Annotated in this window: 24 protein-coding genes and 1 tRNA gene; 7 read left to right on the top strand and 18 right to left on the bottom strand. The window is 50.0% G+C overall.

From position 1 onward, the window contains the following. Nucleotides 1–61: 61 nt before the first annotated feature. Nucleotides 62–697: a type IV toxin-antitoxin system AbiEi family antitoxin domain-containing protein gene (locus tag BLR73_RS06115; protein WP_091860012.1), complete on the bottom strand. Its 636-nt coding sequence runs from the start codon at nt 695–697 to the stop codon at nt 62–64. Between the two features lie 617 nt (nt 698–1,314). Here BLR73_RS06115 and BLR73_RS06110 point away from each other — a divergent pair. Both BLR73_RS06110 and BLR73_RS14340 read left to right on the top strand, forming a co-directional pair. Next, a complete protein-coding gene (locus BLR73_RS06110) occupies nt 1,315–1,863 on the top strand; it encodes an HU family DNA-binding protein (protein WP_073047291.1) in 549 nt (182 codons plus the stop codon). Nucleotides 1,864–1,993: 130 nt separating this feature from the next. After that, nucleotides 1,994–2,095, top strand: a complete 102-nt coding sequence (locus BLR73_RS14340) for a smalltalk protein (protein ID WP_155949436.1) — start codon at nt 1,994–1,996, stop codon at nt 2,093–2,095. A 317-nt stretch (nt 2,096–2,412) separates the two neighbouring features. Here the strand turns inward: BLR73_RS14340 and BLR73_RS06105 are convergent, their stop codons facing one another. The 6 genes from BLR73_RS06105 to rsmI all read right to left on the bottom strand — a co-directional run bounded on the left by BLR73_RS06105 (nt 2,413) and on the right by rsmI (nt 10,324). Beyond that, nucleotides 2,413–2,925 carry a lipid-binding protein gene (locus tag BLR73_RS06105; RefSeq protein WP_091860010.1) on the bottom strand — a complete coding sequence of 171 codons (513 nt, stop codon included), beginning with the start codon at nt 2,923–2,925 and terminating at the stop codon, nt 2,413–2,415. Between the two features lie 12 nt (nt 2,926–2,937). Further along, a complete protein-coding gene (locus tag BLR73_RS06100; protein ID WP_091860007.1) occupies nt 2,938–3,648 on the bottom strand; it encodes a BT_2262 family domain-containing protein in 711 nt (236 codons plus the stop codon). Nucleotides 3,649–3,692: 44 nt separating this feature from the next. After that, on the bottom strand, nt 3,693–5,192 hold the full coding sequence (locus BLR73_RS06095; protein ID WP_091860004.1) for a SusD/RagB family nutrient-binding outer membrane lipoprotein: 1,500 nt from the start codon (nt 5,190–5,192) through the stop codon (nt 3,693–3,695). 18 nt (nt 5,193–5,210) lie between these two features. Continuing rightward, complete coding sequence (locus tag BLR73_RS06090) at nt 5,211–8,381, bottom strand: SusC/RagA family TonB-linked outer membrane protein (protein WP_091860000.1); 3,171 nt, start codon at nt 8,379–8,381, stop codon at nt 5,211–5,213. 375 nt (nt 8,382–8,756) lie between these two features. Continuing rightward, nucleotides 8,757–9,623, bottom strand: a complete 867-nt coding sequence (locus BLR73_RS06085; protein ID WP_013064364.1) for a Cbp1 family collagen-binding glycoprotein adhesin — start codon at nt 9,621–9,623, stop codon at nt 8,757–8,759. Nucleotides 9,624–9,625: 2 nt separating this feature from the next. Next, entirely contained in the window at nt 9,626–10,324 is a 699-nt protein-coding gene (rsmI, locus tag BLR73_RS06080) for a 16S rRNA (cytidine(1402)-2'-O)-methyltransferase (RefSeq protein ID WP_013065482.1), read from the bottom strand. Nucleotides 10,325–10,420: 96 nt separating this feature from the next. On the opposite strand from rsmI, the gene BLR73_RS06075 reads away from it, so the two are divergent. The 3 genes from BLR73_RS06075 (at nt 10,421) to BLR73_RS06065 (ending at nt 12,242) form a co-directional block, all read left to right on the top strand. Continuing rightward, complete coding sequence (locus BLR73_RS06075) at nt 10,421–11,023, top strand: thymidine kinase (protein ID WP_013063875.1); 603 nt, start codon at nt 10,421–10,423, stop codon at nt 11,021–11,023. Beyond that, entirely contained in the window at nt 10,998–12,098 is a 1,101-nt protein-coding gene (locus tag BLR73_RS06070) for an AI-2E family transporter (protein WP_033149642.1), read from the top strand. The genes BLR73_RS06075 and BLR73_RS06070 overlap by 26 nt, the downstream gene beginning before the upstream one ends. Before the next feature lie 71 nt (nt 12,099–12,169). After that, nucleotides 12,170–12,242 (top strand) — tRNA-Lys (locus BLR73_RS06065). A 183-nt stretch (nt 12,243–12,425) separates the two neighbouring features. Here BLR73_RS06065 and BLR73_RS06060 read toward each other — a convergent pair. The 11 genes from BLR73_RS06060 to BLR73_RS06010 form a co-directional block, all read right to left on the bottom strand. Next, nucleotides 12,426–14,762: a glycoside hydrolase family 31 protein gene (locus BLR73_RS06060; RefSeq protein WP_091859996.1), complete on the bottom strand. Its 2,337-nt coding sequence runs from the start codon at nt 14,760–14,762 to the stop codon at nt 12,426–12,428. 5 nt (nt 14,763–14,767) lie between these two features. Next, nucleotides 14,768–16,417, bottom strand: a complete 1,650-nt coding sequence (locus tag BLR73_RS06055; protein WP_369821131.1) for a glycoside hydrolase family 43 protein — start codon at nt 16,415–16,417, stop codon at nt 14,768–14,770. Between the two features lie 36 nt (nt 16,418–16,453). Beyond that, nucleotides 16,454–17,044, bottom strand: coding sequence for a hypothetical protein (locus tag BLR73_RS06050; protein WP_091859993.1), 591 nt, complete (start codon nt 17,042–17,044; stop codon nt 16,454–16,456). A 12-nt stretch (nt 17,045–17,056) separates the two neighbouring features. After that, a complete protein-coding gene (gene folE, locus BLR73_RS06045; protein WP_013063830.1) occupies nt 17,057–17,662 on the bottom strand; it encodes a GTP cyclohydrolase I FolE in 606 nt (201 codons plus the stop codon). After that, nucleotides 17,662–18,279, bottom strand: a complete 618-nt coding sequence (locus BLR73_RS06040; protein ID WP_081372942.1) for an SPOR domain-containing protein — start codon at nt 18,277–18,279, stop codon at nt 17,662–17,664. Before BLR73_RS06040 ends, folE begins: the two co-directional genes overlap by 1 nt. A gap of 17 nt (nt 18,280–18,296) precedes the next feature. Next, nucleotides 18,297–19,058, bottom strand: a complete 762-nt coding sequence (gene tpiA / locus BLR73_RS14745) for a triose-phosphate isomerase (protein WP_013065496.1) — start codon at nt 19,056–19,058, stop codon at nt 18,297–18,299. 51 nt (nt 19,059–19,109) lie between these two features. Further along, complete coding sequence (locus BLR73_RS14740) at nt 19,110–20,270, bottom strand: DoxX family protein (protein WP_091859991.1); 1,161 nt, start codon at nt 20,268–20,270, stop codon at nt 19,110–19,112. Next, a complete protein-coding gene (locus BLR73_RS06025) occupies nt 20,267–20,833 on the bottom strand; it encodes a DUF1599 domain-containing protein (protein ID WP_013063675.1) in 567 nt (188 codons plus the stop codon). Before BLR73_RS06025 ends, BLR73_RS14740 begins: the two co-directional genes overlap by 4 nt. Nucleotides 20,834–20,922: 89 nt before the next feature. Continuing rightward, nucleotides 20,923–21,276 (bottom strand): hypothetical protein, encoded by a 354-nt coding sequence (locus tag BLR73_RS06020; RefSeq protein WP_091859989.1) that lies wholly within the window; start codon nt 21,274–21,276, stop codon nt 20,923–20,925. 42 nt (nt 21,277–21,318) lie between these two features. Beyond that, entirely contained in the window at nt 21,319–22,488 is a 1,170-nt protein-coding gene (locus BLR73_RS06015; RefSeq protein ID WP_091859986.1) for a glycoside hydrolase family 5 protein, read from the bottom strand. A 31-nt stretch (nt 22,489–22,519) separates the two neighbouring features. Beyond that, nucleotides 22,520–23,890, bottom strand: a complete 1,371-nt coding sequence (locus BLR73_RS06010) for an alanine/glycine:cation symporter family protein (RefSeq protein WP_091859982.1) — start codon at nt 23,888–23,890, stop codon at nt 22,520–22,522. 160 nt (nt 23,891–24,050) lie between these two features. Here BLR73_RS06010 and BLR73_RS06005 point away from each other — a divergent pair, with 160 nt between their 5' ends. Both BLR73_RS06005 and BLR73_RS06000 read left to right on the top strand, forming a co-directional pair. Then, entirely contained in the window at nt 24,051–24,329 is a 279-nt protein-coding gene (locus tag BLR73_RS06005; protein WP_013063461.1) for a hypothetical protein, read from the top strand. Between the two features lie 63 nt (nt 24,330–24,392). Further along, the gene (locus BLR73_RS06000) at nt 24,393–25,832 is read left to right on the top strand and encodes an HD domain-containing protein (protein WP_091859980.1); all 1,440 of its coding nucleotides are present in this window, start codon (nt 24,393–24,395) and stop codon (nt 25,830–25,832) included. Nucleotide 25,833: the final 1 nt, after the last annotated feature.

Genomic DNA, 25,833 nt, shown 5'->3' with positions numbered 1-25,833 from the left:
CTCGTAGAGTGCATTCTTCCTATCGTTATCGCCTGCGATAGTGTGCTGCGCTATCATTTGTTCAAAGATGTCTGACATGCTTTATATACTTTATTAACGTGTTTATACTCGATTGCTTGCGGCTTGCTATTGCACATCGTTCAAGAAGTTCGATATCAAAGTTCTCAAGTGCGTCAGTGTCAAAACGAATGTCTTCCTCAAGATAACTCTCTACATCCTTCATGAAACGTAGATTCAGACACTTGCTAAAGTTAATCACATCGCAAAGAGCCTTCTCGGGGGTAGCTATCAAGAAACTAACACCATCTGCCTGCTCTATTCTAACGCCAACAGCGAAGTATTCTGGCGAGCAGTTCTGATAACTGAAACGGCCTACAGCGTTCTCAAAATCTCTGGAGTGCTTGGTGGTAACTGATGTTACCTGATACACACGTTCTGGTATCAACCCATAATAGCGCATGGCATATTCGCAACCCACATACGATGGTCCGTAAATGTGATTGGCTATCAGTTCCTTCGACAGTTCCTTACCGGTTTCCATCTTGCTGGCCACGTACATACCCTTCTTTAAGCGTATAATCTGACCATTCTTTTCGAGCGCGCGCGCTTTTTCGTTAATATGCTTATGGTTCGGGAAAAACGCACTTAGCACATTAACATCAAAGGGGATATTGCCTATGTTCTCAAACGGTGTCATCTATATACAATTAGTGCTTGAATGGTGCAAATATAGTTATATTTCGTACACAAAACAAATGTTTTCTTTGTTTTCTGTACAAATTAAAACTATTTTAACTTTTTACCTTCACAAATATTTCAAACCGCCAAATGTTTATGCGAGAAATCGTGCTTATTTTTGCTACGCGTTGCAGTGCTACAGTTGGAACTGCGGGGGTGGAGGATGGTAGCGGTAGTGTCTATATTTATATATATAAATATAGAAGTAAATAATGGTGTGCGATGGGATGGAAAACAACTGTAGCGCTGTAGCGCGTAGCGGACAGCGGATGGCGGCGCGCGCGCAGTGATTTTCGCAAAAAAAGTAGGTTCGCTATTCGTGAACCGCAATGAAAAAGTTGTACCTTTGTAACGTTAAAAATGAGGGAGGCTTGAGGGCGACATTAATCCCCAGATTTGCGAAGATTAATAGTAACAATTGTTACCTTTAATCGTAGCACCCTGCAGGATTAATACCCGCCCGAACCCGAACTCATAACAATGTAAAAATGTAAAAATGATAAAATTTAAAAATTGTTTACAATCCTATAATTATTACATTTTTTAATTCTTTAATTTTTTAATTTTACTAAACCTATGAGTATCAAAGTTATTGCACAGCGCCGAGAGCTTAAGATCGGCAAGAACCCTGGGGCCAAGCGTTTCGTGATGCGCCCCGACCTGTACAGCGCCATCGCCGAGAAGAAGGTGTTTACCGAGGCAGCCACCCACTCGGGCATTAGCGCAGGTGTTATCAAGGCTGCATGGGAGGCAGCAGGCGCCGTTATCCGTACCTGGGCCACCGAGGGCCATTCGGTACCCGTGCCCGGACTGGGAACCATGCGATTCGGCGTGCGCGCCAAGGCCGTTGAGAAGCTTGATGACGTGAAGACCGGACTGATTACCACCCGTCGCATTGTGTTTACCCCATCGGTGGATGTGAAGGACGAGCTGAAGAACACCAGCATCCAGATTACCTGTCTGGACGAGGACGGCACCGTACTGAAGCGCGTAACCAGTGGCGACAGCGGCGACATCGAGGACCCTGAGAGCGGCAACACCACCGACAACGGTAACACCGGTGGCAACGGTCAGAACACCGGCGGCAACCAGGGTGGCGGCAGTCACGAGCCAATCGGAGATTGAGTTTAGGCACGGATTACACGGCTCTCTTTAGAGAAACACAGCTCTTTTTTCATCGACAAAAGCCGTGCCTTTATTTATAAAGCCGTGTTAATCCGTGCCAAATTATTAACCATTGACTATTAAAAGCATTATGAGTAAGAAAGAAACCCTGAAGTTCATCGTACAGATGATTGCAAGTATCGCAACGGCGATAGTAACGGCCCTGGGCGCCACCAGCTGCATGGGCATGTAGAAAAGAAATCCCCCCGCTGAACCATAAGTGGGGGGATTTTTTGTATTATCATTAATATAAGAAACCTAGCATCCAGAGTGGGAGTTTTGCACCATCGGGCATATCCCAGTCGTCGGCAAAAATAATAAAAATGTTGCATACAACCAACACTTTTTGATAAAAATGTTGCTTGCGCGCAACACTTTTTATAAAATTATGTTGTCTGTGCGCAACACTTTTGCTACACCGCTACAGTGCTACAGTTAGAAAAAAGAAATCCCCCCGCGGGCCATTCACATGGTTTTGCGGGGGGACAATTATTAAAAAGAGAGATTGATCTACTCTGTGAATCCTGAGTGCTTGATACCAGTTACCAGGTAATGGTCGAAACCATACTTGCCAGGATAGTTGTCGTCGTCGAACGAGATTTCGAAGGCGATACTATCTGTTGGTGCACCGTGCAGGTTCTTACCAGCACCCTCGAGAATCTTACCGTTTGTAAGCACTGCCTTACCGCTACCAGCAGCATCGTAGTCGCGCTCGCTGGCGGTAAAGGTCTTAGCAGCGTAGTCGATATCGCACTGGAACTGGAATGCCCAGTAAGTGTCCTGATCGTCAATCCACATCTTTGTGGTTGAGTTGTCGGCAGTGTTGTAGGTAAAGATGGTGCCTTCTGCCCACTCGTCGAGTACTTCGCCATTGGCATCAACAGCATACCACGTAACATCCCAGTAACCGCACATTTTCTCGATGTTCACACCACCGGGCTTCTCGTCGGTCTCTACCTCACAGGCAGTGAAGCTCATTGCGAGCAACAGTGCCATGGCCATCATTGAAATATATTTCTTCATAACTTTAACTGCTTATTGTTTTAAAATTGCGTGGAACACGAAAGGATAGTCGGTGTAGGTAGCATCCCATTCGATAGTGCCAGTGGCCTCGTCGTAGCTACCCTCGAAATCCTCCAAAGAATCAGCCCATCCGGGTACAAAGCTCTCCAGGCATACTAGTTTGCCGTCGGCCAGTAACTGCACATAGCCCTTACAAGCATAGCTCGAACCGTAGCCTGCGCGCTGGTCGTACCAACCTGCAAGGAAGTCGCTCACATAGAAGATACCGGGAGCATCCTTGCGGATTTTTACGGTGTAATCGGCATAAGGAGTCTTGGTGCCGTTATACAAGCGGTGCGAACCTGCCTGAACCGTCCATGTGCCGCTGATATCGGTAGTGATGGTAGGGTCGCAAACGGCAACGGTGCGTGATACCGAAGCGGGGAAACCGTCGTTGTTTACAGCCGAATAAGTTACGGTGTAGAGACCGGCGGTGTTGGTGTCGATGGCATCAAGACCGGTGGTAATGATGCGTGATGTAGCATCCTCGCCGTTCATGGTAGCTGTGCAGCCGGCATCGGTGTAAGTACTGCCGATGGGCACCTGTACAAAGGCGTCGCCCTGCATATCCAGCTTCACATAGTATGTCAGTCGTGAGTCGGTAAGTTCGTCCTTGCTGTCGTTACACGATGTAAGGCTGAACAGCGACATTCCGAGCATGAGGCTTAAAAATATCTTTTTCATATTCTAATTGTCTTTTAATTCAATGTTTATAACTCATCACATACTTATTTTACATCCCAGAACACGCGGTCGCTAAGCAGCTTAACAGCAGGTGTGTTCTTGTTGTAACGGCGAGCATTGCTGGGGTAAGGCACGCGCTTGGCAAGGCCGCCACCCTCGATGAAGTTTACACCAGGATTTACGAAATCGCCGGCTGTGTAAACGGTAGAGTTGTCGTAAATGCTCTTGGCACTCTGGGCAGACAGCTGAGGAACGTCGGTACGACGAGCCTCTGACCATGCCTCCATGTGGTTACGATAGAAGAATGCAACCCACTTCTGCATGTACAGCAGCTTCAGCTTGTCGGCCTGGTTAGCCTGTGCGCTCCAGCTGGTCTTGCTGGCAGCCAGGAAAGCGTCGGCACCATCGATACCACGTGATGCGAAGTCGGCCTTAACAGCAGCGTCGTAAGCAGCCTTGGCTGCAGCGTCGTTGTTGTTGAAACGTGCCTCAACCTCGGCAATCAGGAACTGCAGCTCGCTCTGTGTGAACAGGTAGATAGGCATAGCCTTTGCAGGAGCGCGGTTGATGTTACTTACGTAGTCGTCGTTGTACTTAGATCCCAGGCCAGTCCAGGTTCCCATCTCGGTCTTACAGCCAGGCAGCTGACCTACGTAGTCGTTGTACTTAGCGCTCTTCTCCAGAACGTAAGCAATACGTGGGTCCTGAGTGGCCTGATAGTAGGTTACGATAGGATAAGCAGCGCAAAGGTTCTTGGTACCAGCCAGGGTTCCCTCGTAGAAGATGGCACCCCATGGGTTACGCTGACCTACTGCATCTGAATAAACATCCCAAGCTACATCGCCTGTGAAGAAGTTGCCAGCAGCAACCAAAGCCTGAGCCTTGCTCTGATACTCTGATGAACCACCGTCGATCAGTCGGAGGTACATGCGCAGGCGCAGTGCGTTGGCATAACCCTTCCACTGGTTTACGTTCTTATCCAGCAGGGGATCGGTAACGCTCATGCTCTCGCCCTTGAGTGCAGCCTCGGCCTCGTCGAGCTCAGCCAGAACGCCTGTGTAAACAGTCTTACCCTCGTCCCAAGCAGGCATGGCGTTGGCGCTACCCTGCAGAGCCTCGGTGTAAGGGCACTGGTCGATGTTATCTACCAGGTACTGGAAAGCTTGAGCGCGCAGTACCTTAGCGGCAAAAATATCACTTGTATTGGTGGTCTTACCCAGCACATCCTCTACATCCTGCAAAGCCTGTGCATAGAGGTTAGAATAGCAACGGTTAAACAGGTCGCTACCCTCATCAATGTGCAGCTCGGCCAGGTCGTTGTACTGGTTGGCTGTAGGCATCTGATCCCAGTACTGTGCAAAGAAACCTGCGTAATTGAACATCTGGTCGCCTACAGCAGTGGCGATAGAGTTCTCGATGGCAGGAAACACCAGGTCGGCCGTTACGTCGCCGTTCGACGGATAGTTCGGGTTCTCGTTGATGTCCATTTCACAGCTGGAAAGCATCATCAGACCCGCAGCGGCTACTAAATATATCTTTTTCATACTGTATTTCCTTTCTTTTTAGAATTTAACATTAACGTTGAAACCGAACTTACGTGAGCTTGGGTTAGCCGAGTACTCACCGAAGTTACCCGACAGGTCGTTACCGAACGATGTGAGCTCAGGATCGATAAACGTATTGCTTGATGGTGTCCAGAGGAACAGGTTGTTACCGAAGAACGACACCTTAACACCCTGCAATGGAGTGCCGCTGAGCCACTTCTTAGGAAGCTCCCATGACAGTACAACCGAACGCAGCTTAACATAGCTCTTGTCAAGCAGGAACGACTCGTCGCTCAGGAATCCACCGTTGTTCCAGAAGTTGTAGATCTGGGTTGGATCCAGAGGAGTGGTGTTCTCAACGTAACCGCCGTTACCGTCGCTCTGTACAGAGTTAGGAATGATGAATGGGTTACGATCGTTGTAAGCTGTCTGCATAGCGTTACCAGTGAAGTAAGAGATATCAGCAGTACGAGAGAACAGCAAACCACCCTTACGGATATCAAAGTCGATACCCAGGCTTACACCCTTGTAGCGGAATGTGTTGCCGATACCCATCTGGTACTTATAGTTCATCGAACCAACCTTCTCGATATCATCGGTCTGCAAGGGGATACCCTTGTTGTTAACTACGATGTGGCCCTCGCCGTCGGTCTTGGTACGGTAGCACTTGAAGATACCCATCTCCTCGCCCTCGATAGCGTACAGACCTGTACCGCCGCTGAAGCCGTAGATGTTAACCTCGCCACCCAGTTCCTCAGGCAGTGAAATAACCTTATTCTTATTCTTGGTGTAGTTCCAAGTGATAGCCCACTCAAAGTCCTTAGTGCGAACAGGAACCAGAGTAATCAAAGCCTCGATACCCTTGTTACCAATCTTACCAAGGTTGGTGTTCATAGCGGTGTAACCAGAAGCAGGATCCATGTTCAGAGAGAATATCTGCTTGTCTGACTTACGATCGTAGTAAGAGAAGTCAACTACAATGCGGTTCTGCAGGAAGCCCATGTTCAAACCGAGCTCAAACTCAGTGGTCATCTCAGGGCTCAGGTTCAAGCTACCCAGTGTGTTACCAGCTGTGTAAGCGTTGGTACCAGTCTTAGAGAATGGGAATGCGCTTGATGCCCAACCAGATGAGCTAGAAGAGGCCTGAGCGTAAACGCTCTGAGTCATATATACGCTGGCGTCGTTACCAGTCTTACCCCAAGCGGCACGAACCTTACCAAAGTTGATAATCTTCTTCATATCCTCCTTGAACAGCTCAGAGAACAGGAAGCTGGCAGTTACACCAGGATAGAAGAACGAGCGGTTCTCCTTAGGCAGGGTTGACGACCAGTCGTTACGTGCAGTAACAGTCAGGTAGGCCATGTTCTTCCAAGCCAACTCGGCCTGTCCGTAGATACCGTAGAGGCGGCGCTTCTGTGAGTACTGAGCTACTTCAGGACGCTCTGAAGAGTTGCTCAGGTCGAAGAATGTAGGAATAGTCAGGTTCTCAACGTGGCCGTACAGGTAGCTTGAGCTACGCTCGTTGCCGTTGAAACCAGCTACAGCGTTGATGTTGAAATCGCTAACAGGCATATCGAATGTTACGAAGAAGTCCTGGTTGATTTCGCGCTGGCGTGTTGTCTGCTGTGTTACAGCACCGGTAGCACCTGCGATGGTCGAAGCATCGGCATTGTAGGTGTCCTTAAACATGCTCTCCAAGTTAGGCTCGCCCTGGTTGTGGTGGCGGGTCTGAGTATCGAGACCGAAGCGGTATGTAGCCTTGAAGTAGTTCAAGAACTCGTAATCCAACTGCAGTTTGCCGTAGAAACGCTCGCTCTCCTGCTTGTTCTCGTAGTTATTCAGAATCCAGTAAGGGTTAGTAATACCGTAAGGTGTATAGTAGTAACCTGGGGTATTGAATGGGTCGCTCAGATCCTTCATCTCAGCAATACTGATATCGCGAGGAGTCTGCATGATAGCGTTGTACATTGAGCTACCACCCTGACCGGTCGATACGAAGCTGTTCTTCTGGTAAGCATAGTTCAGGGCTGTGCTGATGGTAACGTTCTTAACCTTCTGGCTACCATTAGCCGAGAATGTGTACTTTGTATAGCTGTCGGCGCTTGTTGGGATGATACCATCATCGTGAATCTGCGACAAGCTTACATAGTATGTAGTAGCATCGGTAGCGTTGCTGAACGATACGCTGTTGTTGTAACGCATACCGGTATCGAAGAAGTCCTTCATGTTGTCCTTGATGGCAACATACGACTTCATCTTCTGTGAGTAATCGTAGATTGAACCGTAGCGCAGGGTAGAACCATCAAACTTAGGTCCCCACGAACCGTTCTCGTCGTCGGTCTTGTTACCATACCAACCCATACCGAAGTCGTTCTGGCTCTGTGGCAAGCGAAGTACGCTCTCCCACTGCAAACCGCCGTTGTACTCTACACCTACACCATTCTGCTTCTTACCGCTCTTGGTGGTAATCAGGATTACACCGTTGGCAGCGCGGCTACCATACAGAGCAGTAGCAGCAGCACCCTTCAGAATGGTCATGTTCTCAACGTCGTCGGGGTTAACAGCATTGGCACCGTTACCAAAGTCGTAACCATTGTTAAGACCGTCGCTACTGTAAACAGAGCTGTTGGTCATGGGCACACCATCGATAACATACAATGGTTGGTTGCTACCATTCAGCGAGCTTACACCACGGATGATAACCGAGTTTGAAGCACCTGGGTCGCTCGATGTGGTTGAAATCTGCACACCGGCTACCTTACCTGCCAAACCCGACATGATATCGTTGGTACGAACCTCGGCAATCTCTTCACCATCAAGCGAGGTGGCTGAGTAACCCAGCGCCTTGGCCGAACGCTTAATACCCATGGCGGTTACTACTACCTCTTCAAGAGCTGTAGCATCCGACTTCAGGAAAACTCGCATACCGTTCTTCGCAATTACTGTCTTGGCCTCGTAGCCCAGATACGAAATCGTGAGGCTCTTCTTGCCCTCAGGCAGAGTCAGTGAGAACTTACCGTTTACATCTGTCAACATACCAGTACTGGTGCCATCTACCTTAACGGCAGCACCGATGATGGGCTGTCCGTCCTCTTGTGAGAGCACTGTACCAGTAACTTTAGTCTGTGCCAGCGCTGTTCCTACACACAGGAAAAGACTGACCATCAACATTGTTAGACTTTTTTTCATAAATTCACTCTCTTTGTTTAATTATACGTTTGTAATATTACTTTAGATAGAGTGCAAAATTATAGTATATAAGTCTAAAAAACAAATAAAATTATAAAAAAATCACACTTTTGGGCAATATTTTGCATTTTTATTCTTGGTGACTTGATTTATGTCAATGTAAAAGTATAAAAATGCTTTTTAATTACACTTTGTAAGTAAAACGCAACATTTGCTTTCGAAATGTGTTTTTTAATGGCTTAAACCCTTACTTGGTTTGTGAGTTTTAAGGCAACAAAAAAGGTGGATACTGTATAAATATCCACCTTGTATACATTGTATATACACGTGCGCGTGCGCGTGCGCTACAGCGCTACAGTGCTACAGTTAGTTTTCTTACTTAACCTGGATTACCAGATATTTGCTGGTGCTCCAGAAAGCGATTGGATCGTTGATGCGCAGGATGAGCTGCTTGTTGGCATCGGCGGTTAAGCGGTAAGAGCTGGCGGGGTGCGAGGTGAGTACCTTGGCATCCTTGCTGTACAGCTTGATGTCGCGATCCACGCGGATATCAATCTTGGTGAAGTACTCGCGGTTGAAGTTGCCCTGCAGAATCTTGCTCTTGCTGAACAAACCGTCCTTGGTCAGAATCTGCTGCTTCTTCAGCTCGTCCTTAGTACCGTAAACAAACCAGGCAGTGTTAAGCTGCTTGTCCTGCTCCTGCAGTTTCTGAGCCTGAGCGTCGTTCTCGCTCTTCATGGCGCGAGCGTCGTCCTGCATGGTGTTGATCTCGTTGTTAAGCTCGTTGATGTGGATGTCCTTCAGGTCAAGCTGTGCCTGCATCTCGGCAATCTGCAAGTCCTTCTTCTCCATCTGCTCCTGCAGGCTGGCGATGATCTTCTTCAGCTTGTCGCCCTTGATCGAGCTCTCGCGGGCCTGCTGCTGCAACTTGGCAATCAGATCCTTGTTCTGCTGCATCATCGACTGGATGTACTGGAAGTTCTCGGCTATACGCTGCTTGCTGTTGGTACCCTCGCCCTGCTTGGCCAGGGTAACACGGTTCTGAGCGTCGGTAATCTCACGGAATCCGTCCTCAATGTCGATTAAGGTAGTCATCATGTCGTTAATCTCGTCATCCTTCTGGGCAATCACCTGGTTCAGCGAGTCGCGCTCGGCGCGGGCTGCGTTCTCCGTTTTCTTGGCGCCCTCATTACAACTTGCCAGTGCGGTAAGGCACAGGGCGAAGATAAATAACTTTTTCATAATTACTTTTGTTTATTTGATTGTTCTTTATGATCGTTTCCAGCCAGGATGATCACAATCTCACCCTTGGGCTCGTGCTCCTTGAAATGGGCTATCACCTCTTCCAGCGAGCCACGTACACTCTCCTCGTGTATCTTGGATATCTCGCGGCACACGCTTACCTGGCGATCGCCACCGTAGGCCTCGGCAAACTGCTGCAGCGTTTTTACCACGCGGTAGGGACTCTCGTAGAATATCATGGTGCGCTGCTCGCCCTTCAGCGATTCTATCTTGGTTTGGCGCCCCTTCTTCTGCGGCAGGAATCCCTCGAAGGCAAAGCGGTCGCAAGGCAATCCGCTGGCCACCAGGGCGGGCACAAAGGCTGTGGCACCTGGCAAACATTGTACTTCGATGCCTGCGCGCACGGCCTCGCGTACCAGGAAGAATCCCGGGTCGCTAATGCCTGGTGTGCCTGCATCGCTTATCAGTGCTACGTTCTCGCCTGCCTGCAATCGGGCTACGACCGAGGCCGACGTTCCGTGTTCGTTAAACTTGTGGTGCGACATCAGTTGGTTGTGAATCTCGTAATGCTTCAGCAGTTTGCTCGATGTGCGAGTATCTTCTGCCAGCACCAGATCCACTTCTTTCAGAATACGGATGGCTCGGAAAGTCATGTCCTCCATATTCCCAACTGGAGTCGGTACGATGTATAATATACCCATAACAAGGGGCAAATATAAGGCAAATTGACGGAATAGACAAAAAAACACGCAAATCTTTGCAATTTTTAAAAGGTATTTTGTAATTTTGTCGCCAATATGATAGAAAACTTAACAGGTGAGGCACACCGACCTGGAAGAATTGAAGTGGTGTGCGGCTCGATGTTCTCGGGCAAGACTGAGGAGCTGATCAGGCGAATGCGCAGAGCGCAGTTTGCCCGTCAGAAGGTGGAGATTTTTAAACCTGCTATCGACGTGAGATACTCGGAAGAGGATGTGGTGAGTCATGATCAGAAGCACATCCAGAGTACACCCATCGATTCGCCGGGTAGTATCCTGCTGCTGTCGAGCGATATCGACGTGGTTGGTATCGACGAGGCCCAGTTCTTCGACATGGGTATCGTAGATGTGTGTAACGAGCTGGCCAACCGCGGTGTACGTGTGATTGTGGCCGGATTGGACATGGACTACAAGGGTGTGCCCTTCGGACCCATGCCTGCCCTGTGTGCCATTGCCGACGATGTGACTAAGGTGCATGCCATCTGTGTGAAGTGCGGCAATCTGGCTTATGTCAGTCATCGTAAGGTGCAGAGCGAGCAACGCGTGCTGCTGGGCGAGACTACCGAGTACGAGCCCCTGTGTCGCGAGTGTTATCAAAAAGCAATAAGAGAGGAAAATGAAAGAAAAGACAATCACGCTTGATCAGCTGGTACGCTGGCTGGGTGCCGGCCTGTTGGTGATAGGCATATTGCTGCTGGTAAACTACCTGAGCAGTGTGCTGCTGCCGTTTTTTGTGGCCTGGCTCCTGGCTTATCTGCTTTATCCTGCTGTAAAATTTGTGCAGTATAAGCTGCATGTGGGCAACAGGGCACTGAGCATTGTGATTACGCTGGTGCTGTTGATAGCCGTGATGGCTGGTGTTATCTACCTGATCATACCGCCTATGATTGAGCAGTTTGAGAAGTTGGGCAGCCTGGCAACCGACTACATACGGAAGGAGGCGCACATCAAGGATATTCCTGGTGCCATACAGCTGTGGATAAACCAGAACAGCCGCGAGATTGAAAAGTTCTTTAAGAGCGCTACGTTTACCGACAGTGTCAAGACGGTGCTGCCCGGACTGTTTAACGTGCTGGGACAGACGGCTACCGTGGTTATCGGTATCGTGGCATCGCTTATTACCTTATTATATATGTTCTTTATCCTGCTGGATTACGAGTACCTCACGGACAACTGGATTCGTATCTTCCCCAAGAAGAGTCGTCCCTTCTGGCAGGGCTTGGGTAAGGATGCCGGACAGGCGCTTAACAACTACGTGCGCGGTCAGGGAACGGTGGCACTCATCATGGGTATCCTGTTCTGCATAGGCTTTACGATTATCGATTTTCCCATGGCCATCGGTCTGGGTATCATGATAGGTATTATGGACCTGGTGCCTTATCTGCACACCTTTGCGCTGATACCTACGGTGCTGCTGGCACTGCTCAAGTCGGCCGATACCGGGCAGAACTTCTGGGGTATCCTGGCGCTGGCCCTGCTGGTGTTCATCGTGGTGCAGCTGATATGCGACATGATTGTAACGCCTAAGGTGATGGGTAAGGCCATGGGACTGAACCCTGCCATCCTGCTGCTTTCGCTCTCGGTTTGGGGCGCGCTGCTGGGCTTTATCGGACTGATTATAGCCCTGCCGTTAACCACACTTTTGATCGCGTATTACGAACAATATGTTACAAAAGATACAGAAAATGAGGGTGATAACGAAAAATCTTCCGAATAAATTTGGTTAATTCGGAAAAACTTCGTACCTTTGCACCCGCTTTCGTAAGAAAGCATACGTCATACAAGGTTGATCCGCTAGCTCAGTTGGTAGAGCACAACACTTTTAATGTTGGGGTCTTGGGTTCGAGCCCCAAGCGGATCACAGAAAAGAGAGGTTTTTTAGCCTCTCTTTTTTGTTTCACCGTTGGGGGCTCTCACCCAAGGGTTCTTTGACCAAGGTCAAAGCGTCTCCTTCGTCGCCGAGCGCGAGCCCCAAGCGGATCACAGAAAAGAGAGAGACTTTCGGGTCTCTCTCTTTTTTTGTTTTCCGTTTCGTGTTCTCGATTTATAACTTGACTGTTACTTGATTGCCGTTGTAATCGATGGTCTTGGTAGTGCCATCGGGTAATACCAGAGTGAATTTGCGTTCCAGTATCATCCCCTTGTAACCACCTTGGCGGGCACTGATGTGCAGCGTGCGGGTGCGGTCGGTCCAAGTAAAGATGATGTTAGAGTAGTAACCCTGCTCGTAATTGTAACCATCACCCTCGTCCTCGTACAGCGAGAATTCGGCATCGGCACCTGGGTAGATGCGTATCTCGAGGTTGTCCCAAGGCTTCTCGCCTACGTACTGCATCACAGGACCCAATGGCACAATGCTACCGGCACGTACAAACATCGGTACCTGGTCGAATCGGGTAGTAAGCACCACGTTCTGTCCGCCCTTATATAGCTTGCCTGTCCAGAAGTCGTACCAGTTGGCACCCTTTGGCAGGTACTTGGTTGCGGTCTTGGTTTCGGTCCAGTCTGCCTGTGCGGCAGACTCGCCCGTAACCTCCTTACGGTTCCAGCCGGTCATGGCATCTTCCTTGATAATCTTTTCCTGGGTGTACTGGGCCTCTACAATGGGGCAGGCCAGGATGCTACGACCGAACATAAACTCATCGGTCATGTCCCATACTTTCTTGTCGGCGGCAAAGTCGCTGAACAGCGGGCGCATGTAGCTAAAGTTGTTGTTGGTAACCTGCGAGGCGGTACTATATAAGTAAGGTATAAGGCGGTAACGGAAATCAATCAAATTTTTGATAGATTGATAAACGGGGGTGCCAGGCTCGCCGAATTGCCATATCTCGCGAGGGGCATCGGCACCATGACTGCGGAACACCGGACAGAACAGTCCGTACTGCATCCAGCGTACATACAGCTCCTGGAACTGTGGGTTCTTAGGTGCTGAGCCAGAGCCCTTGGTGTTGTACGAACCACAGAAGAAACCACCGATATCAGTGTTGAAGTTGGGATTACCGGTGAGCGTGAAGCTCAAGCCTGCGGGAATCTGATTGCGCAGCATCTCCCACGACGAGGCTACGTCGCCACTCCACATGTTTGAGCCATAGTGCTGCTGTCCGGCAAACGACGAGCGTGTCATGATGAAGATACGCTTGCCGCGATCGTCCTTGCGCTGTGCCTGGTAGATACCGCGTACGGTTTCGAGTGGGAAGGCATTACGCAGCGAGCGCCAAGTACCGCCGGTAACAGGGTGCTGGTAGTCGCTCTCCTTGGGGTTGAAGAAGTCGGGATCGGTAGAGTCCATCCACCAGGCATCGGTGCCGTAATCGTACAGCTTCTTCAGGTATTTCCAGTAGATGGCGCGTGCCTCGGCACTGAAGGCATCATAGACCTTGACGCCCGAAGGATAGTCCATGCGTGGAGGCCATACATGCGAGATACCGCTCTGTGGCCATGTCTCGATGGGCAGCAGCAAGCCTTTGGCATCCAGCTCGCGGAACTGCTGTGTCATAGGTCCGAAGCTGGCCCAGATACTGATCATGAAGTGGGCATGCTTCTGATGTACGTTCTTAATCAGCTGCTTGCCGTTGGCAAAATCCTCAGCCAGGAAGTCCATGGCATTCCACAGGTAGTTAGAGCCCCAGTACTGCCAGTCCTGGATAATACCATCCAGGGGCACCTGCAGCTCGCGGTATTTATCAACAATGCTCTCGGTTTCGGCTGCGGTCTTGTAACGTTCCTTCGACTGCCAGAAACCATACGTCCACAGGGGAAACATGGGCACATCGCCGCTCAGGTGGCGCATCTTGGCTATCACGCCATCGGCCGAGCCACCATACATAAAGTAATAGTCGATCACATCACCGGCCTCAGAGGTAAGCGACATGCCGCGTGCATCATCGTCGAACTGGGTGGGGGCGTAGTTATCCCAATACAGGCCCCAACCCTTGATGCTCTGGATCACGTTCTGGAAGTCCTCCAGATTGCTCTGCTCCATGCGTTTATGCTCACCACGACGGTTCATCTTGCCGTTCTGGATGGTGCCCAGACCGTAGATAGCCTCGCCTTTATCAAGCGTAAAGGTCTGGTTGAGTGGGGTAAACGTGTGCGACTTTTCGCGTAGCAGCACTTTTCCTTTGGCATCAAGGAATGTGATGCAGCCCGTTTTCTCGTCGAGCTTCACCGTTAGCTCGCTACTCGATGTGGTGCTGCCCTTGCGGGTAAGCTTTACTTCCTGAGGCTTGGCTATAATCACCTTGCTCTCGGGTGTTACTGGCTGCCCTGGGTACTTTACCACATGTACAACAGAAGGTGTAAAGAACTCGATTTTTACACCTTGTGCACACATAACTATTGGTGCCAGCAAGGCAAGAATGGCTATTGTTACTCTGTTCATAATGATTATTGGATTTTGTTATATGCAAACTCGTCGATATCCACGTAGCCGCCCGCTTTCTTGGTGGCGTAGTTGAAGATACCGAATTTTGAACCCATGAAGAAGCGCTGCCAGTCGAACTTCAGACGGTAGTCGCTGCCAATCTGCTGCCACTCCTGGCCGTCGAGGCTGTAGTAGAACTTTGCGGTGTCGATACCCTGACCGCCCTGCGGACGGAAATCGGCATCGATGCGCAGCCACAGTTTCTTTTGCTGCAGTTGTTGCAGTGCTACAGTTGCTACAACCTTTTCCTCCACCTTCTCCACCTTCTTCTCGCGCGGACTCAGCGTCACCTTGGTTTCGCTCATCTCGAGGGTGAGTTTCTTACCGTTCTTCTTCACGGTGAGGGTGCCTGAATCGCTGTTGAAAGCAGAAAGACCGGCGCAGTCGCCATCCTTCATCTTCGAGAGATCCATCACGATAGCACCTGAACACTGTGGGCCTTCCATGCGCTGGGTAAGTGTGTTGGGGGCCAGATACAGGTTGGGCACCACACGACTGGTCTTCAGTCGCAAGTAACCTGGGCGCTCGGTCAGGCTCCAGGCCTTATCTACGGGGTTGTGATTCCACTGCCAGTGCAAACCTAACTTATCTGATGAAAAGTCGTCGGCCTTTACGATAGATGCCTCGGGTTCGCCATTCTTCAGCGCACGAACGCGGTCGGGCACACGACCTTCCTCGTCGCCAAGCATAGGCCAACCGTCAATCCAGCGACAGGGCATCAAGGTGAGCACACGGCCCACACCGCCACGGTCCTGGAATATCACACCATACCAGTCGCCATCCTGGGTATCAACAATGGTTCCCTGTGCCTCGTAAGAAAAGCCACCGAACTCCGACTGCAGGATGGTAGCCTTCTCGTAAGGGCCCTGGATATTATCGGCACGGTAGCACACCTCGCGGCGATGGCGGCCAGGGGCATACACATGCGAAATCATCAGCAGGTAATACTTGCCGTTATGCTTTATCATACGCGAACCCTCAAGCAGTCCGGTCTCGTCGGCTTCGCGCTTAAAAATCTGTCGGTGGGTGCCTTCAATCACATCCGAGAGGTCCTGCTTCAGCTCCATCATCTCGCCTGTACCATATACTACGTACACGCGGTCGTCATCGTCGAAGAACAGCGAGCAGTCGTGGAAGTGGCGCATGCGCGACACAATCTTCCATGGACCCTCGGCCTTGTCGGCAGTAAAAATATAGGTATCGCCCATGGCACCACGCTCGTTGGGAGCCAGCAGGGCATAGAACTTACCCTTATGGTATTTGAGTGATGTGGCCCACTGTCCGCGTCCGTAAACGGTACCCTCGGTAGGCGAGAGGTCGTACTTGGGCGAGTCGGTCAGCTTGTCGAAGATGTAACCCACGGTCTCCCAGTTCTTCAGGTCTTTCGACTTCATGATGGGTGCGCCAGGCATCAGGTGCATGGTGGTGGATACCAGATAGAAGGTATCGCCCACGCGGATGATGTCGGGGTCGGGTACATCGGCCCACAGCATGGGGTTGTCGATCATGTTTGTAACTATGTTCTCATGCTTGCTTGCAGCATGGTTTTGTGCCTGCATATTCGTTGAGGCACAGAGCATCAGGGCGATGCTCAGTAAAGTCCTGGTCTTCATATAATTGATAATAATTAGTTCGCAGTAAGTTTGCGATTAGTCGTCCTCGTTGCCCTTGTAGTGGAACTCGCGGATTTCAGGTGTCTGGCCCAGATCTACCTCCTCGGGCTCTTTAACTTCAGGCTGATTCAGGCGCTGCTCGTAGCCTTTATGGATGGTGCCCACCTCGAGCAGGATATCCTCGAAGAATACCGTTGGGATGATGATGCCGAACATACCTACACCTACGCGAGTGCCCTCGGGGTGCATGTTGTTGTGGAGGTAAGATGTTGAGTAGAACGTATGACGATAGGATATCAGACGGTTGTACTTGTGGAAAATCTCCAAGTCGTCCTGTGGTATCACTGTGGTATCTGCGGTGGTAAAGATAAATGTCAAGTTGTGCACATAGTCATCCACCACATCGCCCTTGATGCCGTCGTTAACCTCCAGGCACTGCATCAGGTTATCGGTCATCTCCTCGTTCATGTCTTCCTCTTTAGGAGCGGTAAAGTAAGCTACCAGCATTCCTACCAGGATAATGACGCCGAAGATGAGTATGCGGCCCAGACAGCTGCGGGTAAACTCCTGTGTAAACGACTCGTTGGTTCTGTAGTTGGTGTTGGTGTCAATGTCAGCTTGATACATACCTTTTTTGTTTTAGATTTGATTATTGTGTATGAGGTTCATAAACTCCTGACGGGTCTTAGCCTGATTAAAGGCACCGCTGAAGTCGCTTGTTGTAGTAATGCTATTCTGTTTCTCCACACCGCGCATCTGCATGCACATGTGCTTGGCCTCGATCACCACCATCACACCTAAGGGGTGCAGGGTTTGCTCAATGCAGTCCTTAATCTGCTGCGTCATGCGCTCCTGAACCTGCAGACGGTGGGCAAAGATATCCACCACGCGGGCTATCTTCGACAGACCGGTGATGTAGCCGTTAGGGATATAAGCCACGTGTGCCTTACCGTAGAATGGCAGCATGTGGTGTTCGCACAGCGAGAAAAAGTCGATGTCCTTTACAATCACCATCTGGTTGTAGTCCTCCTTAAACAGGGCATCGGTCAGAATCTTGTGGGCATCCATTGTGTAGCCTTTGGTAAGCACCTGCATGGCTTTGGCCACGCGCATGGGGGTCTTTTCCAAACCCTCACGGGTAGGATCCTCGCCCAAAAGGCCGAGTATCTTCTCGTAGTGGTCGGCTAATTCCTCGATTCCATCGCGATATTTCTCGTTGTCGTATTCCTTAATCTCTATATTCATTATTGATATTGTACGGTGATTTTACCTTTTACGATGATGGCCGACTGGTAGCCGTTGCGCTTTACACGCTCCAGCACCTCGTGTGCCTCCTCGTAGGTACGATAGTTGCCCATGCGGCAAATCCATCGTGGTGAGTAGAAATGTACATAGACAGGTACGCCAGGGAACAATCCCTTGATCTCACTGCCTATTCTTTCGGCCTTGATACGGTCGTTACGTGAGTTGCCGCCTGCATACACCTGTACGCGATAGCCTGGCACCTTGGTACCCTTCATAATCTTTTTCTGGATTTCCTCGGGGTTGTCAAGACTCACGGTGTCGTTGTGTTCAACCACTACGGGCTGTACCTTCGGCTTTGTTTCCTTATCCTGATTTGTGTTTGTAGCAGTATTGTTTTCTTTCTTCTCTGTTTGTTTCTGAGTGTTCTTGGGGTGTACAGGTGTAGTACCTGTGGTAGCCGCAGTAGTAGCCGGACCGTTAACCAGCTCGTCGATGGCCTTAGTCTGCGTAAGGGTTATCTTGCCCTCGCCGTTCTTGCTCTGTTGCAGCCTCTGGGTAAACGACGACTGAGCATCGGCCACCATAAAGCAGCCGATGCAAAGCGTCATTATAGTCATTAATCGTTTCACTGCGATTACTTCTTCCAAGCGTCGATAATACCCTTGAAGTCGGCAGCCTTCAATGAAGCACCACCAATCAGACCACCATCGATGTCGGGCTTAGCAAACAGCTCAGGAGCGTTGCTAGCCTTGCAGCTACCACCGTAAAGGATAGTAGTGTCGTCAGCTACAGCCTGACCATACTTCTCGGCGATGATTGAACGGATGTAAGCGTGAATCTCCTCAGCCTGCTCAGCAGTAGCGGTCTTACCGGTACCGATAGCCCAGATTGGCTCGTAGGCGATAACGATCTTACGGAAGTCCTCCTCAGAGAGGTTGAATACTGAACCCTCGAGCTCGGCCTTAACTACCTCGTTCTGCTTGCCAGCCTCGCGCTCCTCCAGGCTCTCACCGATACAGAAGATAACCTTCAGATCGTTCTTCTGAGCCAGAAGCACCTTCTCCTTCAGGATCTCTGGAGTCTCCTTGTAGTACTCACGACGCTCTGAGTGACCCAGGATAACGTACTGAGCACCTGTGCTCTTTACCATCTCAGCAGATACCTCACCAGTGAAGGCACCCTTCTCCTTGTCGGCGCAGTTCTCAGCACCCAGACCGATGATGTCCTGGTCGAGGAACTGTGCGATAGATGCGAGGTGGATGAATGGAGTGCAGATTACTACACCACAGTTTGGCTTGTCAGCCTTCAGAGTCTCGTTCAGCTCCTTTGCAAGAGCGATACCATCCTGGAGATTCATGTTCATCTTCCAGTTTCCTGCTACAATTTTCTTTCTCATAATTCTACTAAATTTTATAATGTAAAAAAACTAATCACTATTCACTAATCACTATTCACTGTCACTATCCACAGTATCCTTCTCTCGTCTCACCCACTTGGTCCAAGCCCAGAGGCGGTCGGCAATCGTCAGGAGTACCAGCGGTAGTACAAACCACGTTAATACCCACAGTATCTTGGTGGTTACGGTCTCGGTGGGCAACTGGCCTAATTCGCTGTCTTCAAGCTTGGTGGTCAACTCCTCCTCGGTGGGCAGGTTGTTGTGGCTCCACTTGCGTATCACCTTACCATCCTTGAGCAACAGCAGTCCAGGGTTCGAGCGAATCATCGTTTTCAGTGTGATGTCGTCGGTCTGGCAGAAGGCGTATTCGGCACCTGTCAGGTCGCGCCAGCTCTCGATGGCTTTCTCGCCACTGGCTGTCAGACAGTAGAACGGATATCCGTTATCCAGACTGTACTCGTACATCTGGTTAATCTCGTCCAATCGTGAGTCGTCGGCCTGTTCCAGATGCGGGGCAACCAACAGGAAGGTGTATCCCTCGTCGTTAAGTATCTGCTCCGTCAGGTCCTCGCCATCGCTCACCTGCTCGATAAACAAATCGGTGTAGGGCGAATCCTCGCCTTCCATCATCTTTGTCCAACCCTCGCGTATGTCGGCTCCAATGTGGTAGGGTCGGAAATCGAACTGGGGTAGGGTGTACAGACTCTTGCCCGAGATAAACAGCAGAATGAACACCAAGCTGTAGTTCATCACTATCCACTGATTGCTCTGACTGATGAGTCGTGCCTGCTCCAATGGCCATTTCCATACCACGATGGCTGCGCCCAGCAGTATCACGTTCTTCCACAGCGTTTGCCAGTTGGTAAGCACCAGCGCGTCGCCAAAACAACCGCAATCGCTGATAGGGTTGCTCAAGGCCAGCCAGAGTGTGAGCGGTGTCATTACGACCATGATGGCCAGCACCAGCTTCGACACAATGCGACGCCTGATGGCAAACAGCAAGCAGATGCCTAAGAAGAATTCGGTGGCTGCCAACAGTACCGATGAGGCCAGCGTGGTAAAGTCGGGCATCATGCGCCCTAATCCGATTGCCACCAGGTAGTCCTGTATTTTGTACTGTGTTCCCAGTGGGTCAACGGCTTTGACGAATCCTGAGAAGATAAACGTCAGTGCCAGCACTATTCGGCAGATGTTAACGGCAGCTTTCTTCATGCTGTGGCGTTATCGTCGTCCTCCGATAATTTAATTACTCCAAAGACCGCGTAGTTAATGATATCCATATAGTTGGCATCGATACCCTCGCTCACGAGTGTCTCGCCCTGCAAGTTCTCGATCTCCTTGATACGTTCAATTTTTGTCAGAATCAGGTCGGTATAGCTACTAACCCTCATGCCGCGCCACGCCTCGTCGTAGTCGTGGTTCTTACGCTTCATCAGTTCCAGGGCCTCCTTGGCATGCTCGTCGTAGAGTGCCATGGCCTCGCTGTTGCTGATGTCAACCGTATCAGCAAATCCCTTAGCCAGCTGGATAAGACCTACAATGCCGTAGTTAATCAGTGCGATAAACTCCGGACGTATGCCTTCGCCCACCAGCGATTCTTTCTTAATCTCGAGCGAGCGGATGCGCTTGGCTTTGATAAACAACTGATCGGTTAATGCCGTGGGACGCAGGATGCGCCACGACGCTTTGTAGTCGTGCAGTTTCTTCTCGAACAGTGCTCTGCATTCTGCCAGAGCCTGCTCAAACTGAGCGTTTGTCTTTTCAAATTGGGTCATATCGGGTGCAAAGGTACAAAAAATAGTGAAAAGTGGAAAACTTTTTAGCCACTTTTCACTTTTTTTGAAGTTAGCATGTCTGCGAACTGCTACTTTTCTTTCTGCTTTTTGTGTATATAGCGGATTTTCAGCCCCAAAGCTTCGTATTGAGTACGGATGGAATCGCGTTTTATGCGCAGTTGTGTCAGGGCAGTCAATTCTTCGGGTGTAGCCTTCAGCGCCTGCTTGTGCAATTCTACCTCCTTGGTCAATGAATCAAATTTTTGATTGGTTAACTGCAACAGGCTGTCGGTCTTCCATAATTCGGCCTGTGCTTTCTTCAACTCTGTTTCCTGTTTCTCAACCAAAGCGGCCTTGCGGCGATTGATTTCCTGTCGGGTCTTCGTCTCGCCACAAGCCGTTATTAGTAATGCCGTAAACACGGCCAATGCAATCTTCTTCAATTTCTAATTGTCAATTTTCAATTATCAATTTTCAATTCTCGATTACTCGTCTCCCAGTTTTTTGCCACTCATCAGCAACTCAACCAATGGACGGTCCTTGAAGGTGTGGCGCTGCTGATCCCAGAAACCAAAGTCGGCATCGTAGCACCAGGTAGTCCAGGCAATGTTGTACTCGTCGAATACGGTCAGCATGTCGCGTGTCCAGTTGTAAGCCAACTCGCGGTCCACTGGCTCGTAAACACCCCACTCACCGCAGAACAGCTGCAGGTCGTACTTCTTGGCGGCCTCGATGGCATCCTTAAACTGGGCACGGATGGTGTTGATGTCCCAAACCTGCTCGGTGTAAGGCTTCAGCTGATCCTTAATCTCAGCAGGAGCAGCCTCGTAATCCTCCTTCGATACCAGCACACCAGGATAGTTCACCTTGCCCTGATACTTACCCAGTGGTGTCCACCAAGCACCATAGTGTGTCAGAATCATGGGGTTGTAGTAGTGGAAACTCAGGATGATATTCTTGTCGCCCTCGGGCACCTTCAGGTACTTCATGGTCTCGTGTCCCTGCCACATGTTACTACCAATCACCAGTGTACGCTGTGGCTCCAGTTCGCGCAGGGCCTTGTGTACCTTGGCTACCAGCTGGTTCCACTGCTCGTGCTCGGGTGCTACAGGCTCGTTCATAAACTCGTAAGCCACCCAGTCGTTGCTGCGGTTCTTCAAGGTGTCCGACAGCTGCTTCCATAGGTTAATCAGTCCCTGCTGCGACTCCTCTGAAGTAAACAGGGTGTTAGCAGCCTTATCGTTCTCGTTTGCTGCGTTAAAGTAGTGTGAGCGGATAATGTGCAGATCCACAATAGCGCGCAGGTTGTGCTTCTTAGCCCAATCGAGTGCGTTGTTCAGCAATCCCCAAGCCTCGGGCAGCTGCTTGCCGTCCTCGTCCCAGAACTGTACCTCGTCGATGGGAATACGTACAAAGTCGAATCCTAACTCCTCCAGACGTGCAAAGTCGTCCTCCTGAATGTGTAGGCGACGGGCCTCGCCACGCTGCTCGCTCTGCGACAGCCAGTGACTGATGTTGGTTCCGCGCTTAATGCGGAAGTTGTTCACTTGTCCAGCCTGCGTTTCGTCCTGTTTCTGGGCTTTGTTTCCGCACGACGTGGTTACGCACATTGCCGCAATCATAGCTACGGCCAGCATTAAAATGTTTTTTCTCATACCTTGGTTTAATTATTAATAGATTGTCACCTTATATTTCATCTTTCACTTCTTCCATCTCATCGTCCAGACGGTTGCTCCACAGGTATTTCTTGGTTTCCTGGGCAGCCACACCGCTTAGCAGTAGCAGGGCTATCAAGTTAGGTATCGCCATCAACGCGTTCATGCAGTCGGCAATATTCCAGATAATGTCCAGATTAATGATAGAGCCGAAGAAGAGCGACACGATAAACAGAATGCGGTAGAAACGATTGGTTCTTCTGCCTTCAAGATAGTTTACAGCACTCTCGCCATAGTAACTCCAGCCAATGATGGTGCTGAAAGCAAACGTCAGAATACCGAATGCCAACAAGGGCGCACCTACGTAGGGAATTTTCGAGAAGGCCACTTTGGTAAGTGCTGCGCCATCAGCATAGGTAATGTCGGGGTAGGCCAGAATGCTGCTTACCAATACCAATCCTGTGAGTGCGCAGATAACCACGGTATCCCAGAAGGTGGCTGTACTCGACACCAAGGCCTGACGCACGGGGTTACGTGTCTGGGCGGCAGCTGCCACAATTGGGGCGCTACCCAGTCCGCTCTCGTTACTGAACAAGCCACGGGCAATACCATAACGGGCGGCCATCATCACTGTGGCGCCTACAAATCCGCCACCTGCAGCCGATGGGTTGAAAGCCGAATTGATAATCAGTTGGATGGCTGGCCACACATAGCTGTTGTTAATACAAAGTATGGCGATGCACCCCAGTACATACAGCAGTGCCATGAAAGGTACCAGCACCGTACACACCTTGGCAATGGCTTTTACACCGCCTAAGATAACCAAAGCGGTGAGCAGACAAACGGTTAAACCGATAATCCAGGCAGGTACTCCGAATGTTTCGTGTGCCAGCAGGGCTATCGAGTTGGCTTGCACCGTACAGCCGATACCAAACGAGGCCAAAGCCGTGAAAATGGCAAACAGAATGCCTAACCACTTCATGCCCAAACCACGCTCCAAGGCGTACATCGGACCGCCAAGCATTCTGCCATCGGCTGTTTTTACGCGGTATTTCACGGCTAGCAGTCCCTCGGCATATTTCGTCGATATACCGAAGATACCTGTCAACCAGCACCACAGTACAGCACCTGGCCCGCCCAGGGCTACGGCTGTGGCCACACCTACAATGTTACCTGTACCAATGGTGGCAGCCAGTGCGGTGGCTAAGGCTCCGAACTGACTCACGTCGCCTTCGGCCTTGGAGTCTTTCTTTACGGATAGCTTGATGCCTGTGAACAGTTTGCGCTGAGGTATGTGTAACCTGAACGTCAGGAACAGGTGCGTACCAAGCAGCAGCACTATCATAGGCCATCCCCAGAGGAATGAACTCATCAGCGAAAAAAAGTCGTTAATTGGTTCCATTGGCAATGTAACTGATTTCTTGGCGCAAAGGTAGTGTTTTTGACTGATATGACAAAATAAAAGTGGCAAATTGATATCAAAATACGTAATTTTGCAAAAAAATGTTTGGCGGTTTAAAATTTAATACTTATCTTTGCACCACTTAAAAAACTATACGCAAATGAAGAAACTGTTGTTGATAGTTGCTGCGGTCCTGCTTCTTGGACTTGCTTACTACGGAGAGAAACCTCTGTTGACGCAAAACTCGTTGCCGGAAATGGAGGCGTTTTATAATGAGTCGTTGCATCTCGATCAGATGTCGGCCGATAGTGTTGAGAACTATATTATAAAGGTAAAGGGCTTTACCATTAATAAGCCTAATGCCAAATACGATCCGTTATACAGCAGTATTAAAGAAAATATTAAAAAGAAGACAAACAAGGATTATTTTATTTATTAATGCTAAAATAATTGGTGGAAAGGAAAAAAATCCGTATCTTTGCAACCTAAAAAGGTATATATAATGAATTTATATAGCGACGAGGAATTAGCAGAGATATTAAATCAGGACATCTTCCACCAAATAAGCGAGGCTGCAGATCGATTGGGTCTGGAGTGCTATGTGGTGGGCGGATATGTACGCGACATATTCCTGGAACGTCCGTCTAACGATATCGATGTGGTGGTAGTTGGCAGCGGCATCAAGGTGGCCGAGGAACTCAAGCGCATCGTAGGCAAGAAAGCACATCTTAGCGTATTTAAGAACTTTGGTACTGCCCAGGTGAAATTCTGGCAGAAGGGTACCGAATACGAGGTGGAGTTTGTGGGAGCTCGTAAGGAGAGCTACAGTCACGACTCCCGTAAACCTATTGTCGAAAACGGAACATTGGAGGACGATCAGAACCGTCGCGACTTTACTATCAATGCCATGGCCATCTGCTTGAATAAAGAGCGTTTTGGCGAGCTGGTCGACCCGTTTAATGGCTTGGCCGACTTGGAGGATGGTATCATTGCTACCCCGCTGGAGCCAGGCATCACCTTTAGCGACGATCCCTTGCGCATGATGCGATGCATCCGTTTTGCCACACAGCTTAACTTCCAGATTGAGGAGGAAACCTTTGTGGCCCTGGAGCGCATGGCCGACAGAATCAAGATCGTGAGCGGCGAGCGTATCAAGGACGAGCTTAACAAGATTATTCTCTCTAAGACACCATCGCGTGGTTTTGTAGATTTGCAGCGTTGCGGTCTGCTCAATATCATCCTGCCCGAACTGTCGGCACTCGATATCGTAGAGCAGAAGAACGGTCGTGCGCACAAGAATAACTTCTACCACACCCTCGAGGTGTTGGATAATGTGGCCCAGCACTCCGACAACCTGTGGTTGCGCTGGGCAGCCCTGTTGCACGATGTGGGTAAAACCAAGTCGAAACGTTGGGATGCAGCTATCGGCTGGACCTTCCACAATCATAATATGATTGGTGCCAAGATGGTGCCTCAGATATTCCGTCGCCTCATGTTGCCACTCGACATGAAGATGAAGTACGTGCAGAAGTTGGTAGATATGCACATGCGTCCCATCGTGATTGCCGATGAGATTGTGACCGATTCGGCCGTACGTCGACTGATGAACGATGCGGGTGAGGATATCGAGGACCTGATGACCCTGTGCGAGGCTGATATCACCTCGAAGAACGAGGTGCGCAAAAAAATGTTCCTTGAGAACTTCCGCATGGTGCGCGAAAAGCTGACCGACCTGAAGGAGAAGGACTACGTGCGCCTGTTGCAGCCTGTGATTGATGGTAACGAGATTATGGAGATGTTCCATCTGCAGCCCTGCCGTGAGGTAGGAGTGCTCAAGCAGTACCTGAAGGATGCTGTATTAGATAATAAGGTGGAAAACGAGCGCGAACCCCTGATGGCATTGCTAATGGCAAAAGCAAAGGAAATGAAACTAATTAAGTGAT

The sequence above is a fragment of the Prevotella sp. khp1 genome (assembly GCF_900102205.1).
Lineage (GTDB): Bacteria > Bacteroidota > Bacteroidia > Bacteroidales > Bacteroidaceae > Prevotella > Prevotella ruminicola.
This window is presented reverse-complemented; position numbering and strand designations above follow the sequence as displayed.